We start from the raw sequence: 13,906 nt of genomic DNA, 5'->3' as shown, positions 1-13,906 counted from the left end.
CCTGCCAGCAGTCGAGATCCCAGAGAGCACTATGAAATCAGATACCCAGCAGCCTGCCCAACCCTGGTACAAAGAACCCTTAATGTGGCTAATTGTCGGCATTCCTGCCGTCACCGTTTGCTGGGGTATGGTCATGATAACCCTCGCAGTCAGCACCAAGGATTCGCTGGTAAGCGACAGTTATTACAAGGATGGCGTCAGCTATACCGAAAATGTCGAAATGGATCACCAGGCCGTGCGTTTGCACATTCGCAGCAGCCTGGTATTTACCAACCACGAAGCGCGCCTGACACTGGAAGGACAGCTGGATAAAGAACCGGATGCGCTGTTACTAAAACTGATTCACCCGACTCTGCAGGATCAGGATCTCGACGTCATACTACAGCGGGTAGAGCCAGGTCTCTACGTCGGTGCTGCCGAAATAAAACTACCTGCCCGCCGCTACTTGTGGTTACAAAGTCCTGATCAGGGCTGGCGCGTGCGCTCGAAAGAACTGCTGGAAGACAGCAAGGTTGTGCAATTAAACGCCCAATGACACGGCATTCCGATACCAGCCAGTGTTTTCATTGCGGTGAACATGTCAGCCAGTCCGCAGCAGAACGCTGGTCAACCCTGATCGACGGCCAGTCACAACCGATGTGCTGTCCGGGTTGCAAGGCCATTGCCGAAACCATCGTCGCCAGTGGTCTGAAAGACTATTACAAGCACCGCACCGCACTACCGGAACTGTCTCCGGCTGAGCTCGATGATGATGCACTGCAAGCCCGGGATTCGCTGACCTTGTACGACAGCGAGGCGATGCAGCGGCGTTTTGTTGCGCAGCTGGGCAACGGCATGGCAGAGGCAACCTTGGTGATCGATGGCATCAGCTGTGCGGCCTGTGCCTGGTTAATAGAACATCGCCTTAATGCGTTACCGGGTGTCGATCAGGCCGTTCTCAACCTCTCCAATCACCGCCTGGTTGTACGCTGGATAGCGGAGCAACTGCCAGTCTCCAGTCTGATCGAACAAATCTACCGCCTCGGCTACCGCGCCTCGCCTTTTTCTGCCACCGTCGCCGAACAGCAACGTACTGACGAAGGTAAACGCAGCATCCGCCGTCTCGCCGTCGCGGGTATCGGCATGATGCAAGTGATGATGCTGGCGGTGCCGCTCTACGTTGGTATGGCCCAGCAATACGAAATTTTTATGCGTCTGGCCTCCATGGTGCTGACGCTGCCGGTTGTGCTATACGCTGCTCTGCCGTTTTTTGAAGCGGCCATTCGCGATCTGAAGGTTCGCCATCTGACCATGGATGTACCCGTATCCCTGGCCATTATTCTGGCCTTCTGCGCCAGTATCTGGAGCACATTCAACCAGGGGAAGGAGGTCTACTTCGACTCGGTTTGCATGTTCACATTCTTTTTGCTGCTGGGGCGTTATCTGGAAATGCGTGCCCGCCACCGCATGGGGAAGTCCGGCAACAATCTGCTGACCTTGCTGCCCAATGTCGCCTTGCGGCTGAGCGACGATACCCCGACAGCCACCGAAACGGTGATCGCCAGTGAAGAGGTCAAGCCAGGGGATTTGTTGCTGATCAAACCGGGACAGGCGATTCCGGCCGATGGCATTGTTGTCAATGGCCAGAGTTCCGTCGACGAAGCAGCACTGACCGGAGAATACCTGCCGGTTACCAAACGCCGTCAGGATCATCTGATTGGCGGCACTATCAATATCGAAAGCCCGATCACCATGAAAGTAACCGCAACCGGTGCAGAAGCCCAACTGTCGACCATTGTGCGCCTAATGGACAGGGCACAGCAGGAAAAGCCCAAGATTGCCCTGATCGCCGACCGTATTGCCAGCCACTTTGTTGCCGCCGTTTTGCTGATTGCTTCGGGTGTGTTGCTGTTTTGGTGGTGGCAAGGTAATGATCACGCGTTTTTTATTGCCTTGTCTGTGCTGGTTGTCACCTGTCCTTGTGCCCTGTCGCTGGCAACGCCCACCGCCCTGACCGCCGCGACCGGCGCCCTGCGGGAAGCCGGTTTGCTGATCAGCAAGGGCCATGTACTGGAATCCCTGCCGACCATAGATCGGGTTGTCTTCGACAAGACCGGCACCCTCACCCAGGGCAAACTCACCATTGAAGAAGTGGTATTGACAGGCGACCTGGATAGAGAAAGCATCCTCGCCGTTGCTGCCGGTCTGGAAAAGTCCAGCAGCCACCCGATTGCACGCGCCTTTCGCCGTATTCGTCCCGCCACAGTGAGCGATGTCCAGCAACAGACCGGTGCCGGTATCTGTGGCTTCTGGCATCCAACGGCAAAACAGTCCCTGCCCGTTCGATTGGGTCGGCCCGATTTTGCTGTGCCAGCCACGGCCAAACCCGATACCAGTCATCTGAATCAGCAGGAGGGGCAATGGCTGTTGCTCAGCGTCAATGAGCAAGCCGTTGCCTGGATTCGACTGGGCGACAGCGTCAGAAAATCCGCGACCAGCCTGGTCAGAGGTTTGCACCAACGCCAGATAAAAACGGCGCTGCTCACCGGCGACCCCGGTACTTCTGGCCAACTGCTGGCCACACAACTGGGTATCAACGACGTATGGATCGGTTTGTCTCCCGAGCAAAAGTTGCAACAGGTGCGCCTGTGGCAACAGCAGGGAGAACGCGTTTTGATGGTCGGAGATGGCATTAACGATGTGCCGGTACTCGCTGGTGCTGATATTGCGATTGCCGTCAGCGATGCCAGCGACCTGGCCAAAACCAGTGCGGATGCGCTGGTGACCAGCGGACGCCTGGACAGCCTGCTGCAGGCTCTGGACACCGCCAGCTGCACCCGGAAAGTGATATACCAGAATATTGGCTGGGCACTGCTTTACAACCTGCTTGCCCTGCCAGTAGCGGCCGCAGGTTACATTCCCCCCTGGGCAGCAGCCATCGGCATGTCGTTCAGTTCCCTGTTGGTGGTCAGTAACGCCCTAAGGCTGTCCCGGGTATCCAAACCGGATGCAGCCGATGGCCCCCCGCAGGTATAATGCCGGGTTATAACGGCAGCCACTTGCCCAGCATAACGGACATAACATGGATATTATCTACATACTTGTTCCACTCTCGATCGTCCTGATCAGTATCGCCACCCTGATTTTTTTCTGGGCAGTACGTAGCGGTCAGTTTGATGATCTGGAGTCGCCAGCCCACAAAATTCTCTTTGATGACGACCCCGAGGAAACGACGGCCAGCGCTGACAAACCGCCGTCAACAACAATCACCCCACCGCCTGCAGCTGCAGACGCCACATCACCTGACAAATTGTCGTGATTGAACCACTGTCACTGCTCACCGCATTACTGCTGGGCTTGTTTGGTTCCAGTCATTGCCTGGTCATGTGTGGCGGTATTGCGGCAGCCATTGGCAGTCGCTCACAGCATCAACCACTACTAACCGCCTTGGCTTTTAATGGCGGACGAATCACCAGCTACGTAGTGGCTGGGCTGATAGTCTCTGTACTTGGCTTATGGCTGCAGCAACTGAATGACCTGCTGACGCTGGTATTACGCACACTGGCTGCCGTGATGCTAATGCTGATGGGACTCTACATCGCGCGCTGGGCAAGCTGGCTGACCCGGATTGAACAGCTCGGTCAGCACCTGTGGCGTCTGCTACAGCCCGCCACCAAACCATTACTGGCACAACAATCAGTCAGCAGCCGATTTCGTCTCGGATTGCTGTGGGGATGGCTTCCCTGTGGCCTGGTCTACAGTACATTAAGCTGGGTGGCCGCTAATGGCGATCCACTCAAGGGGGCACTGGCCATGGCCTGTTTCGGACTGGGCACACTGCCAGCCCTGTTTGCCAGCGGCCTCGCCGCCAGCAGCCTCAATCGATTACTCAATCACAACATCAGCCGTCGCATCGCCGGACTTTTGCTCATCAGTTATGGATTGTGGACCGCAGCGGCCATCTGGCTATAGTCAGCCAACTGTAATACCTTGACCAATGTCTTGACAGTCACCCTGTGAGCTAAGACCATACGAAAACTAATGGAAAACAGTTGTTCCGTTTGTCACGGAAAACCAGACACGGTGAGCTCAATGAAAACAAACCAAGTTGCACATCCCCCCTTGCGCGGCAATCAGCCCCACTGCCAGACTTGCTCCCTGAACGCTCTGTGTCTGCCACTATCGCTCAGCGACAGTGATATGGAGCGACTTGACGATATCATTCGCCGTGGCCGACCCATTCAGAAAGGCCAGCTGTTATTCCAGCAAGGGGATGACTTCCAGTCGGTATTTGCAGTACGTACTGGTGCCCTGAAAACCTATACCCTGGCCAGTAATGGCGAAGAACAGATCACCGGCTTTCACCTCGCCAGCGAACTGATTGGGTTAGCGGGTTACGATGCCGGTGATTACCCACTCACTGCCAAGGCACTGGAAACAACCACCGTATGTGAAATTCCGGTGCACCAGTTGGAAAATCTCACCGACGAATTACCCGATCTGCGTAAACAGCTGATGCGTACCATGGGTAATGAGATTCGCCACGACCAGAACATGATGCTGCTGTTAAGCAAAAAGAACGCTGAAGAACGTGTGGCCTCCTTTTTACTGGATATTTCCAACCGCTACGCCCGCCGCGGTTTCAGCGCGACCCACTTCCGGCTGCCCATGTCCAGGGTCGACATCAGCAATTATCTTGGTCTCGCGGTTGAAACCATTAGCCGGGTATTTACCCGCTTCCAGAAAAATGCGCTGATCGAAACCCAGGGCAAGGAAATCATTGTGTTGGACATGAACAGTCTTTATGAGATGGCGGGCCTAAGTGCTCATCTCGAATGCGACGACACGGCCACCACAGAATAAACCGAGTAGCAGCAGGCAGCCCGCAACCGTTCGGCAAAACACCGGACATATGTGGCTGCTACTGCTCCGCAGTATCCCACACGCTGACCTTTAACAACCTTCCCTGTCAGCCATAGCTCGGCTGAATCGGATATTCAGCACAGCAACTCTTGCTGACGACAGCCAATCTATTCGCTAGAATTCGCCGCCTGATTTTTAGTCCGTGTTCCATATCAGAACATCCAGGAGTTTCCCAGCATGACTGCCGACGTCATCGATCGCAAAGAACGACTCGAATTCAACAAACTGCAAAAACGTTTGCGCCGTCATGTCGGCAAGGCCATCGAAGACTATTGCATGATCGAGGAAGGCGACAAGATCATGGTGTGTCTGTCGGGAGGCAAAGACTCCTACACCATGCTCGACATATTGATGAGCTTGCAGAAAAGCGCCCCGGTTAACTTTGAACTGATCGCAGTCAATATGGATCAGAAACAGCCGGGCTTTCCTGAGCATGTTCTGCCGGATTACCTGAGCAAGCTGGATGTGCCCTTCCATATTGTCGAAAAAGACACCTACAGCGTCGTCATGGATATTATTCCGGAAGGCAAAACCACTTGCGGTCTGTGCTCACGCTTGCGGCGCGGTACCCTGTACGGCTTTGCCGAACACATTGGTGCCAACAAAATTGCCCTCGGACATCACCGCGACGATATTATCGAAACTCTGTTCCTGAATATGTTTTATGGCGGCAAGCTCAAAGCCATGCCACCCAAATTACTCAGCGACGACAAGAAGCACGTACTGATCCGTCCGCTGGCCTACTGCAAGGAAAAGGATATCGAGGCGTTTGCAGCAGCGCGGGAATTTCCGATCATTCCTTGCAACCTCTGTGGGTCGCAGGAAAACATGCAACGTCAAAACGTCAAAAACATGCTGCAGGAGTGGGAAAAAATCCAACCAGGCCGCAGTGACAACATCTTCGCAGCCATCTGTAACATAGCCCCCTCACAACTGGGAGATCTTAACCTGTTCGACTTTGTTAACCTGCAAAAGCAGCAAGACCAGTCACACCTGGCCACGCGGCTGGATATTGTAACGATCGAATAGCGTCAGCCATTGCACATACACCAATCACCCGTCTGAGAGTGCGGCCACGACTTGAATGGGTAAAAAACAGCCTGCTAGGGTAAACCACCACTCAGATGCCGGGTAACTGCGAATTGGTAATCTCCGGGCGCACCAACACGAATATCAAGTCGGTAACGTCGTCCGTTGACACTATCCTCTGCCTGGCCTTGCAACAGACAATGGTCTTTTTCGAGCTGTGCCACTGGCATCTCCACAGCAACGTCAAACTCCGTTGCCAATTCCTCAATGCTCCGGGTCGAAATCACCTCAGCTTCACTGCCTGCCACCCCAAATCGTATCCACTGTAAATACAGGCCGTGACCGGTTGGGCCACGTGTACGGATCACCCGGACATAGCCACTGCCAGACGCCGATTTCCACGGACAAACACTGACCACGGTATCAATCATCACCGGTAGCCGGTAGATCCCGGCAAAATCGCCAGGGCCAAAGGGTGTTTCCGCGACAACCGCTATTGCGACACTCCAGCACCAGCAAGCCACTATCGCCGACACGGATCTTTGTACACTGCCTGATCTGTTCATAAATCCTCCCTGACCATCAGACTAGCAGCTAAATCAGGTCAGCCAGCGATGAGTGACCTCGTCGGGCTTGTTGTCCCACGCCGGTCGTGAATAAGTCACTGAGAGAATGGCATAGGTCTGTTCTCCCTTTGGCAAACGCACAATCACTTCATCATCCACGTACTTGCCAGCCAAACCACGGGCCAGCGGCGCATCCATACTGATATAGCCATGTTTGAGATCGATTTCATCTTCTCCAACCAGGCGATAACGATAAATCGCTTCGTCCTCAGCCTCCAGTTCAACCCAGGCACCAAAATACACCCGGTTGAGATCTGCGGGCGGGCGATCAATCACGGTCAAAGCTTCGAGGCGTTTCAATAAAAAACGTACCCGACTGTCGATTTGGCGCAAGCGCCGCTTACCGTAAATATATTCGGCATTTTCTGAGCGATCGCCCAGTTTGGCAGCATCGGAGACTTCCTGAGTCACTTTCGGGCGTTCGATACGCCACAAATACTCGTATTCTGCTCGTAACGCCTGCTCTCCCTCTGGAGTAGACAGCAGACTGCGCTGCGGCAGGGGTTGTTTGCCCAAAGAGGCTGACGACGGGGACTTGGAAGGTGCTTTCATACGAAACGATTGGCTGCTATCAAAGTGGTTCAAGCGGATAAAAGTGAATAAATCGGTGCTACCATGCCAAGGGCCGCCACTGGCGACAGATTTATCGTGGCCGTCATGATGGAGCAACATCGACATGACACTTTAGCAGGTTACGACTATCGATGGCTGACTTCTCTATGGTTAAACGCAGTGTCAAAATCATGCTTGGAATTTTGCTGATCATCGTCGGCATTATTGTCACGCCACTGCCTATCCCCTTTGGCCTTATCATGGTATTTATCGGACTGTCGCTGCTGGTTAGTACGGTTCCAAGGGTACGGGAATGGCTACGGCGGCAACGGCATCGTTATCAAGAGTTTTCCGGCCAGCTTAATGCCATCAAAGGCAAGCTGCCACGCTTTGCCCGCAAACTGATTGAAGACACGGATCCTGAGCGCCCCTGACGCGGCAGCCAGACCACAGCTGTGATATTCTGCCGCCATGCTGAACCTCAAACGCGAACAGATCAATCCACCTGACGAAAGCCTGGATACCCTGCAGCAGCTGCTCTCCAGTCAATTGCAGGATGGCCAGTGTCATACCGAATACCAGCTGATCCAGTGGCTCAAGCAGCCGGTTCCCGGCGTTTTCCAGCACGACGCCCTGTCCGACTCGCTGACCCTGTTTCGTTGTCACTTTCTGGTGATGCATTGTTTGTATCGACTGCGGCTGGAATGGCTCGCCCAGCAGGCCGGCTGGCTGAGTATCGAACCTCTGGGGGTGCAGTTACTGCCCTGGGATACCCGCCAGGCGAGCGATAACCAGCAGGTCTGCGAAGCCGATTCGCTGGCACGCTATTACCTGGATCTGACTCACCTCAGTACCGACCGTGAAACCGTCGACAAACTCTTGCGTGGCATCTGGCAACAAACCCTGACACCCGACCAGCGCCGCAACGACCTGCGCTTGCTGGAGCTGGAAGAAGGGGCCAACGAAGCGGATATTCGACGTCAGTATCGACGCCTGGCGATGCGTCATCACCCGGATCGTGGCGGTAACGTCAGCCACTTCCAGGCGCTGCTAGCGGCGTATCAACGCCTGACACTCTGACAATTTACAAGATACGACTCAGGAGAGTACCAACAATTGTACTAATCGTTTGCACTTGAATAACCCACTCGAATAACAACTTGTTGTCATTCACTCTCTTTTTCTCCAACACGATGAGCGTTTTATGAAGTATCTCGCCTTGCTCCTCGGACTGCTGCTGGCTGCCTCAGCCAGATCCGACCTGGTCATTTTGCAATATCACCATGTAGACACAGCAACGCCCGCCACCACCAGTATCAGCCCAGCTGATTTTGAGCGCCACCTGCAGCTGCTGGCGTCCCTCAACAAGACCATCGTTGATCTGCCGCAAGCGATGGCCGCATTACGCCTGGGCAAGTCGCTACCCGACAACGCCGTCGCCATTACCTTCGACGATGCCTATGAATCCATTTATCGCAACGCCTTCCCGAAACTGGCCCGACGCCACTGGCCTTTTACCATTTTTGTTAATCCGGGTGCCGTGGACGCCGAATACGCTGGCGTCATCCGCTGGCACCAGTTGCGCGAGATGCAACAACAAGGTGCCACCATTGCGAACCACAGCATGGATCATCCCTATCTGATTCAGCGTCCCAAGAATCTCAGCTTGGATCAATGGCTGACCCAGCAGGTCGAAACCGCCGAGCAGCGTATCAAACAGGAAATGGGTCATTCCGACCGATTGCTGGCTTATCCCTATGGCGAGTATTCGCTGGAGATCACCCAGTGGCTCGAAGCCCATGATTATCTGGCCTTTGGCCAGCATTCCGGAGCGGTCTCCAAGGCATCGTTCTGGCAGGCGATTCCGCGTTTTCCGGCAGCCGGAGACTACTCCGACCCGGATACACTGAACGACAAGCTGCGAACCCTGGCCATGCCAGTGAGCAACTCGTCACTGGTCGATCCGGCACTGGGCCGCGAAAACCCGCCGACACTGGTGCTGACGATCGAATCAACGGATATCAAACCCGACAGTTTGCGCTGCTTCGCTGGTGGCGAAGGCCAGATCAGCCATCAGACCAGCGTGTCAGGCAAGACCATTACCTTGCAAACCCGAGCTCTCCACCCGATTACCCAAGGTCGCAGTCGTTACAACTGCACTGCGCCAAGCATCAGTAAATCTGGTTATTTTTACTGGTATTCTCAGTTGTGGATCAACACGAGCGTGGAAAACCGTTGAGATGAAAACGATCCAGTTCCCGCTCCCGCAGCTGACAATCTGACAGGTGCAACGCCAACAAACGCCGAAAGCCGGGGCCATGGTCAAAATGGCGGATATGGCAAAGTTCATGGACTACGACCAGTTCAATCAGGTTTTCTGGCATATGGATCAATGCCAGATTCAAATTGATGTAACCCTTGCGTGACAAGCTGCCCCAGCGAGTACGCATTTTTTTGACCCGCAGCACCGGTCTGGCGACGCCATACTGTTGAAACCGTGGCCACCAGAAATCCAGCAAGGATTCAAATTTGGCTCGAGCCTGTTGCCTGAGCCATTGCTCCAGGACAGCTTGGCGTTGTACTTCTGCGACCCTTGGGACTTTTAGCAGCTCATCACCTAACAGCTCACCTCCGATTTCAGGAAAAACAACATCATCTTCAACCAGCGCCAAGGTGCGCCCCAGGAATCTCAGCGCGCTTTTGCTGCGACTCTTGTTTGCCTTCCACTCACGACGACGCTGCACCAGCCACTGTTCGTGACTTTCCAGAAAGCGGTTCACCTGGGTCTTGTTGGAACCCAGCGGAATACGCAGATCGATTTCACCCGCCGGGTTCAGCACCAGTCGCAAACTTTTGCGTTTCATCGCCTGAATATGGAGAACAACTTCCTCTCCATCCAGCGGGACAAGCAATTGTTGTTTGTAGCCTTTCATAAGCCTGCTAGCATTGGCTCCGACTTCAGGAGCGCCGAAATGAATGATCTAAATGATATCCCAGCCATGACCGAGAACGAACTGGAAACCCTCGGGGTTTTGCTGGAAGACGAAGCGGAACGCCAGGACAGCTTCGATTTTTTTGCTGTCCACGGTCTGATTACCGCCTTGCTGACAGGTCCAGTCGAGTTCGATATCCAACGGGTATGGGATTGTGCGTTTGACGAAAAACTGGGCTTCACCAGTGTCGAAAAAGCCACTGTTACCGAGTTACTGGGCAAAATGATTCGTGAAATCCGGGCCTGGCTCGATTCTGGCCAAGATTTCCCCGTGCCAAGCGAACTGACTCTGGCAGATGAAGAAGACGAACCCCCCATCGAAAGCTGGGCCATCGGCTTTATGACTGGCGTTATGCTGCAAGAGGAAGACTGGTACAACCGCGATGAAGAAAATGTCGCCGAAAGTCTGTTCCCAATCATGTATGCATCTGGCCTGTTCGCCGACGAAGAAGAAATGGCCGATATTGATGACGACATCGAATTGTCCGATCAGGTCTGTGGTGGTATTCCAGCGGCAGTCATTGATCTCTACCTGTTTTTCCATAGCCAAGGTTAACGCTATCTCAGCAATGGCAACAGAACAGTATTAGCTTGTAATAACACAAAAAAACCCGGACCCCTTGCAGGGTTCCGGGTTTTTCTTCGCCGTTCATACCTAGACAGCTCAGGTATTATCCCTGACCCACACCTCGACACGACGATTTTTCATCTTCCCTTCTGCCCGGTTAACCGAGGCAACCGGCAGATATTCGCCATATCCCACCGATAATTTGGGGTAAATACCGTTTCGCACCAGCTCACGACGTACTGCCATCGCACGTAATTTGGACAACAATTTGGAGCGTTTTTCAGTTCGCTTCTTGTCACCAAAGCCGATCAACACCACTTCCGCATCGTTACGACCCTGGTTTTGCAAGTAGTCCACCAGGCGTTCAATATCTTTCATCGCCTTGTTATCCAGCGATGCGCTGCCTTCACGAAAACGGAAGTTAATGGTCAGACGCTTGGCATCATTGGTGATTTCACGAAAATCCTGTGGTAACTCACCGTAAAACTCAGGTACCACTTCTTTTAATTCCTGCGAGATAAAACCGGAATCCGCAACCACCTGCTGGCCTTCGTTCTTCTGCACAAAATCCATAAATTCAACCACATACGGATTTTCCGGAGCATCGTCCGTATACATAAAAAGACGCCGAGCCAGAGCGTAGTCTTCCGTGGCCACGGTCAACTTGTTCGGTTTCAGCGCCTTGGCACTGCCGTCAGAAACCGCCAGTAATTTTGATTTCCGTACCGACGATAATCCGACAAAACCGATACCACCTTTATCGGCCGCCACCTCATCCGATAGCACCGCGTTCGATTCAAAGCGTTTGGCGGATTCAATCAAGGGTTTTTTACCCAGCACCATGCCCTGGAAACTATCCCAAGTACCGGAGTTCTCGTCACGGGCATACACATGAATAGCACCGGGACGACCACCGACTTGCGACCAGTCTGAATAGCCGCCGGAGAAAATCTCGGAAATCTCTTCCACACTGAGCTCGCCGACAGGATTAGACGGGTTGACAACAATGGCCAGACCGTCAATACCAATGATGTGCTCAGCGGATGGACTGCGCATATCGGCAATGCTTCGCAGCAAATCGGCTTCCTTGTCCTTGATTGGACGAGAAGCCGCCGCTATATCCGAAGCACCATTGGCAATCCCTTTAAAGCCAGTACTGGAACCGTGCGCAGCAATAGCGACTGTCAGGCGGGTACCGGTATCGGGCAAGAATCCGCTGACAATCTGCTCGTTACTGACAAGCGTACTACGAACCTGGACGTCTTTAGCACCTTTCTCTTCGAGGTATTGCCTGACCAGATTAGGCCCCAGTTCGGCACCAATGGTGTTGGAACCATGAATAGTAAACAGACGGACTTCGCCATTAGCGGGCAAGCCAGTGAAAGGTGGCAAAATCCCTGCGTTGACAGTTGTAAAACACAGCATGGCAAGCAGAGCCAAACAAGTACGAATCGGAGTCATAATTCTGGCTTCAGGTCGAAAGTTCGGCGCGATTGTATGAATATTCAATGACACTTTAGTTACAAAGTTGCCAGATTAGCAGTTTGTTTAACGATCCGGCATTTTGGATAAAATCCCTTTCATTTCATAAGGTTAATATACCAAGAAGTCAATTTGATGAACGCCGCCGAGACAATATATTGAGTCCTGTTTCACTATCCCAGCCCGTAAGGAGGAGTTCTCAATGCCTGGATCAACCTGCTGAGTGCCAGTGGCTCTCAGAACAAGGCATAAGGAACATCATTGCCTGGTGAATTTTTCATCTACAACAGGCTTCGTTTTATCATTGTGAACGCCCCCAGGGAACCTGCGGGGCTTAGTGCTGCCCCGCGCATTGCGGTGACTCAGGCACTGTCGACTGCTCCCGCCACTCCTGCGGCGAATACAAATGCAACGCCAGGGCATGAACCGGCTTTTGCAATACATCCGCCACCAGGCTGTACACCTGCTGATGTCGGGCCACCAGACGCTTGCCGGTAAATGCCTCGGAAACCAGGATCAATTTATAGTGCGAGTCCAGCGCTGGGCCAGCGTGCATGTGGCTCTCATTAATCAACTCAAGATGAACCGGTGACAACGACGTCATCTGTTCAGCAATATACTCTTCCGCGTTCATACAAACTCCGGTTACTACCCCTGTGATGTATGCGTATAATCCGCCGCCCCGAGCCGTAACTCAAGTCCAATCCTCCCCAGAGTGACCCGGAGCACTACATGCAAGATACCGAGAGCAACAGTACCCAAAGCCTGATCGACAAATATTATCAGGAAGAGCAGGAACGCCGCCTGCAGGAAAAAACCCAGGCTGAAATCAGTGTAAAAATAGAACCTGCCGATCTCGCCATGCTGAATATGATTGCGCGCCGATTTAGCAAAAGCCGTGATGAAATCACCCGAGATGTCATGTCAACCGCACTGATCGACCTGTTCAGCCGCCTTGAATCCGGCGAGCGCAAGCTGCTGGCCCGTGATGCCGATGAAGCTACACGCCAACTGGCAGAAGAAATTGCGGAAGAAAATGGCGTGACGGATGTCGATATCAGACAGGGCCAGTGGACGACGCATGAAAAAAGCATCGTCAAACTGGAACGTAAGCGCGCCAGAGAACAGGAAAAACAGCAAGAATTACTGGCCAGCGCGCAAAAAGTGCTGGATCAAACAGCGACCAGTGCAGTCACCAGCAAAGTGACCGCCGCTACGGATACAGATCCAGCGGATGAATCGGAAGAACTTTCTGCAGAGGGTATAAAACCCTCCAATGAAGCCGAAGCGACATCGGTGTTTTCAGCAGGCTAAACATGCCCGAGCGATGCTTGTTTGCTCGCGCTCCGGCATGTCGCTTTGTCTGGTTACCCGGACAAAGCGACGAATTTACTCAGCGTCGATTCGACTACCCGAACGAAGGTTTACTTGCGCCAAAGACGCAGTTCGCGGAATTCACCGGGTCCGGCTTCCATCCACAGCACTTCAGCCTGATCCGAAAAAACAAATTTGTTGCCAACCAGGAAACCGGCGCGACGCCGACCGGATACCGTTGCCGAGGCCTGACGGCCCTGACGCTTGGCACTTCGAGCGAAATCTTCTTGCAAGACATCCATACAATTGTCTCCAACTTGACCAATTCCACAGGAATTTTTCGACCACGGTCAGGTTATCGAGCAAATATGACATTCAAATAACGTCCAATTGCTCACGGGCGGTTGCTCTCACCGGGCCGATCGATACAATGTGCCGCCC

Annotated in this window: 17 protein-coding genes; 11 read left to right on the top strand and 6 right to left on the bottom strand. The window is 53.4% G+C overall.

Going from position 1 to position 13,906, the window contains the following annotated elements; all coding sequences use genetic code 11:
* The first annotated feature begins 31 nt into the window (after window positions 1-31).
* From WG929_RS02330 to ttcA, 6 genes are all read left to right on the top strand, one after another.
* Window positions 32-535, top strand: coding sequence for a FixH family protein (locus tag WG929_RS02330; RefSeq protein WP_416204733.1), 504 nt, complete (start codon window positions 32-34; stop codon window positions 533-535).
* Entirely contained in the window at window positions 532-3,015 is a 2,484-nt protein-coding gene (locus WG929_RS02325; protein ID WP_416204732.1) for a heavy metal translocating P-type ATPase, read from the top strand. The genes WG929_RS02330 and WG929_RS02325 overlap by 4 nt, the downstream gene beginning before the upstream one ends.
* 46 nt (window positions 3,016-3,061) lie before the next feature.
* Complete coding sequence (gene ccoS, locus WG929_RS02320; RefSeq protein ID WP_416204731.1) at window positions 3,062-3,298, top strand: cbb3-type cytochrome oxidase assembly protein CcoS; 237 nt, start codon at window positions 3,062-3,064, stop codon at window positions 3,296-3,298.
* Window positions 3,295-3,951, top strand: a complete 657-nt coding sequence (locus WG929_RS02315) for a sulfite exporter TauE/SafE family protein (RefSeq protein ID WP_416204730.1) — start codon at window positions 3,295-3,297, stop codon at window positions 3,949-3,951. Before ccoS ends, WG929_RS02315 begins: the two co-directional genes overlap by 4 nt.
* A 120-nt stretch (window positions 3,952-4,071) precedes the next feature.
* The gene (fnr, locus tag WG929_RS02310) at window positions 4,072-4,842 is read left to right on the top strand and encodes a fumarate/nitrate reduction transcriptional regulator Fnr (RefSeq protein ID WP_416204729.1); all 771 of its coding nucleotides are present in this window, start codon (window positions 4,072-4,074) and stop codon (window positions 4,840-4,842) included.
* 237 nt (window positions 4,843-5,079) lie between these two features.
* The gene (gene ttcA / locus WG929_RS02305) at window positions 5,080-5,931 is read left to right on the top strand and encodes a tRNA 2-thiocytidine(32) synthetase TtcA (RefSeq protein ID WP_416204728.1); all 852 of its coding nucleotides are present in this window, start codon (window positions 5,080-5,082) and stop codon (window positions 5,929-5,931) included.
* A 74-nt stretch (window positions 5,932-6,005) separates the two neighbouring features.
* Here ttcA and WG929_RS02300 read toward each other — a convergent pair whose 3' ends face one another.
* The gene (locus WG929_RS02300; RefSeq protein WP_416204727.1) at window positions 6,006-6,497 is read right to left on the bottom strand and encodes a hypothetical protein; all 492 of its coding nucleotides are present in this window, start codon (window positions 6,495-6,497) and stop codon (window positions 6,006-6,008) included.
* Between the two features lie 33 nt (window positions 6,498-6,530).
* A complete protein-coding gene (gene greB, locus WG929_RS02295; RefSeq protein WP_416204726.1) occupies window positions 6,531-7,229 on the bottom strand; it encodes a transcription elongation factor GreB in 699 nt (232 codons plus the stop codon).
* Window positions 7,230-7,261: 32 nt separating this feature from the next.
* Between greB and WG929_RS02290 the strand changes: the two genes are divergently transcribed.
* The 3 genes from WG929_RS02290 to WG929_RS02280 all read left to right on the top strand — a co-directional run bounded on the left by WG929_RS02290 (window position 7,262) and on the right by WG929_RS02280 (window position 9,348).
* The gene (locus WG929_RS02290) at window positions 7,262-7,543 is read left to right on the top strand and encodes a PGPGW domain-containing protein (RefSeq protein WP_416204725.1); all 282 of its coding nucleotides are present in this window, start codon (window positions 7,262-7,264) and stop codon (window positions 7,541-7,543) included.
* A gap of 37 nt (window positions 7,544-7,580) precedes the next feature.
* A complete protein-coding gene (locus tag WG929_RS02285) occupies window positions 7,581-8,189 on the top strand; it encodes a DNA-J related domain-containing protein (protein ID WP_416204724.1) in 609 nt (202 codons plus the stop codon).
* A 124-nt stretch (window positions 8,190-8,313) separates the two neighbouring features.
* Entirely contained in the window at window positions 8,314-9,348 is a 1,035-nt protein-coding gene (locus WG929_RS02280) for a polysaccharide deacetylase family protein (protein WP_416204723.1), read from the top strand.
* Here the strand turns inward: WG929_RS02280 and WG929_RS02275 are convergent.
* A complete protein-coding gene (locus WG929_RS02275) occupies window positions 9,323-10,042 on the bottom strand; it encodes a M48 family metallopeptidase (protein ID WP_416204722.1) in 720 nt (239 codons plus the stop codon). The genes WG929_RS02280 and WG929_RS02275 overlap by 26 nt on opposite strands.
* A gap of 39 nt (window positions 10,043-10,081) precedes the next feature.
* Here WG929_RS02275 and WG929_RS02270 point away from each other — a divergent pair, with 39 nt between their 5' ends.
* Window positions 10,082-10,657, top strand: a complete 576-nt coding sequence (locus tag WG929_RS02270; protein WP_416204721.1) for a YecA/YgfB family protein — start codon at window positions 10,082-10,084, stop codon at window positions 10,655-10,657.
* Between the two features lie 108 nt (window positions 10,658-10,765).
* Here WG929_RS02270 and WG929_RS02265 read toward each other — a convergent pair whose 3' ends face one another.
* Window positions 10,766-12,061: a substrate-binding domain-containing protein gene (locus WG929_RS02265; RefSeq protein ID WP_416204720.1), complete on the bottom strand. Its 1,296-nt coding sequence runs from the start codon at window positions 12,059-12,061 to the stop codon at window positions 10,766-10,768.
* A gap of 424 nt (window positions 12,062-12,485) precedes the next feature.
* Entirely contained in the window at window positions 12,486-12,785 is a 300-nt protein-coding gene (locus WG929_RS02260; protein ID WP_416204719.1) for a BolA family protein, read from the bottom strand.
* Window positions 12,786-12,883: 98 nt separating this feature from the next.
* Between WG929_RS02260 and WG929_RS02255 the strand changes: the two genes are divergently transcribed.
* On the top strand, window positions 12,884-13,465 hold the full coding sequence (locus WG929_RS02255; protein WP_416204718.1) for a hypothetical protein: 582 nt from the start codon (window positions 12,884-12,886) through the stop codon (window positions 13,463-13,465).
* 110 nt (window positions 13,466-13,575) lie between these two features.
* Here the strand turns inward: WG929_RS02255 and WG929_RS02250 are convergent, their stop codons facing one another.
* On the bottom strand, window positions 13,576-13,767 hold the full coding sequence (locus WG929_RS02250) for a hypothetical protein (protein WP_303434601.1): 192 nt from the start codon (window positions 13,765-13,767) through the stop codon (window positions 13,576-13,578).
* Window positions 13,768-13,906 lie beyond the last annotated feature (139 nt).

Source organism: Oceanobacter antarcticus, assembly GCF_044962685.1.
GTDB classification, from domain to species: domain Bacteria; phylum Pseudomonadota; class Gammaproteobacteria; order Pseudomonadales; family Oceanobacteraceae; genus Oceanobacter; species Oceanobacter antarcticus.
Note: the sequence above shows the minus strand (reverse complement) of the source record. Positions and strands in the feature narration are given on the sequence as shown.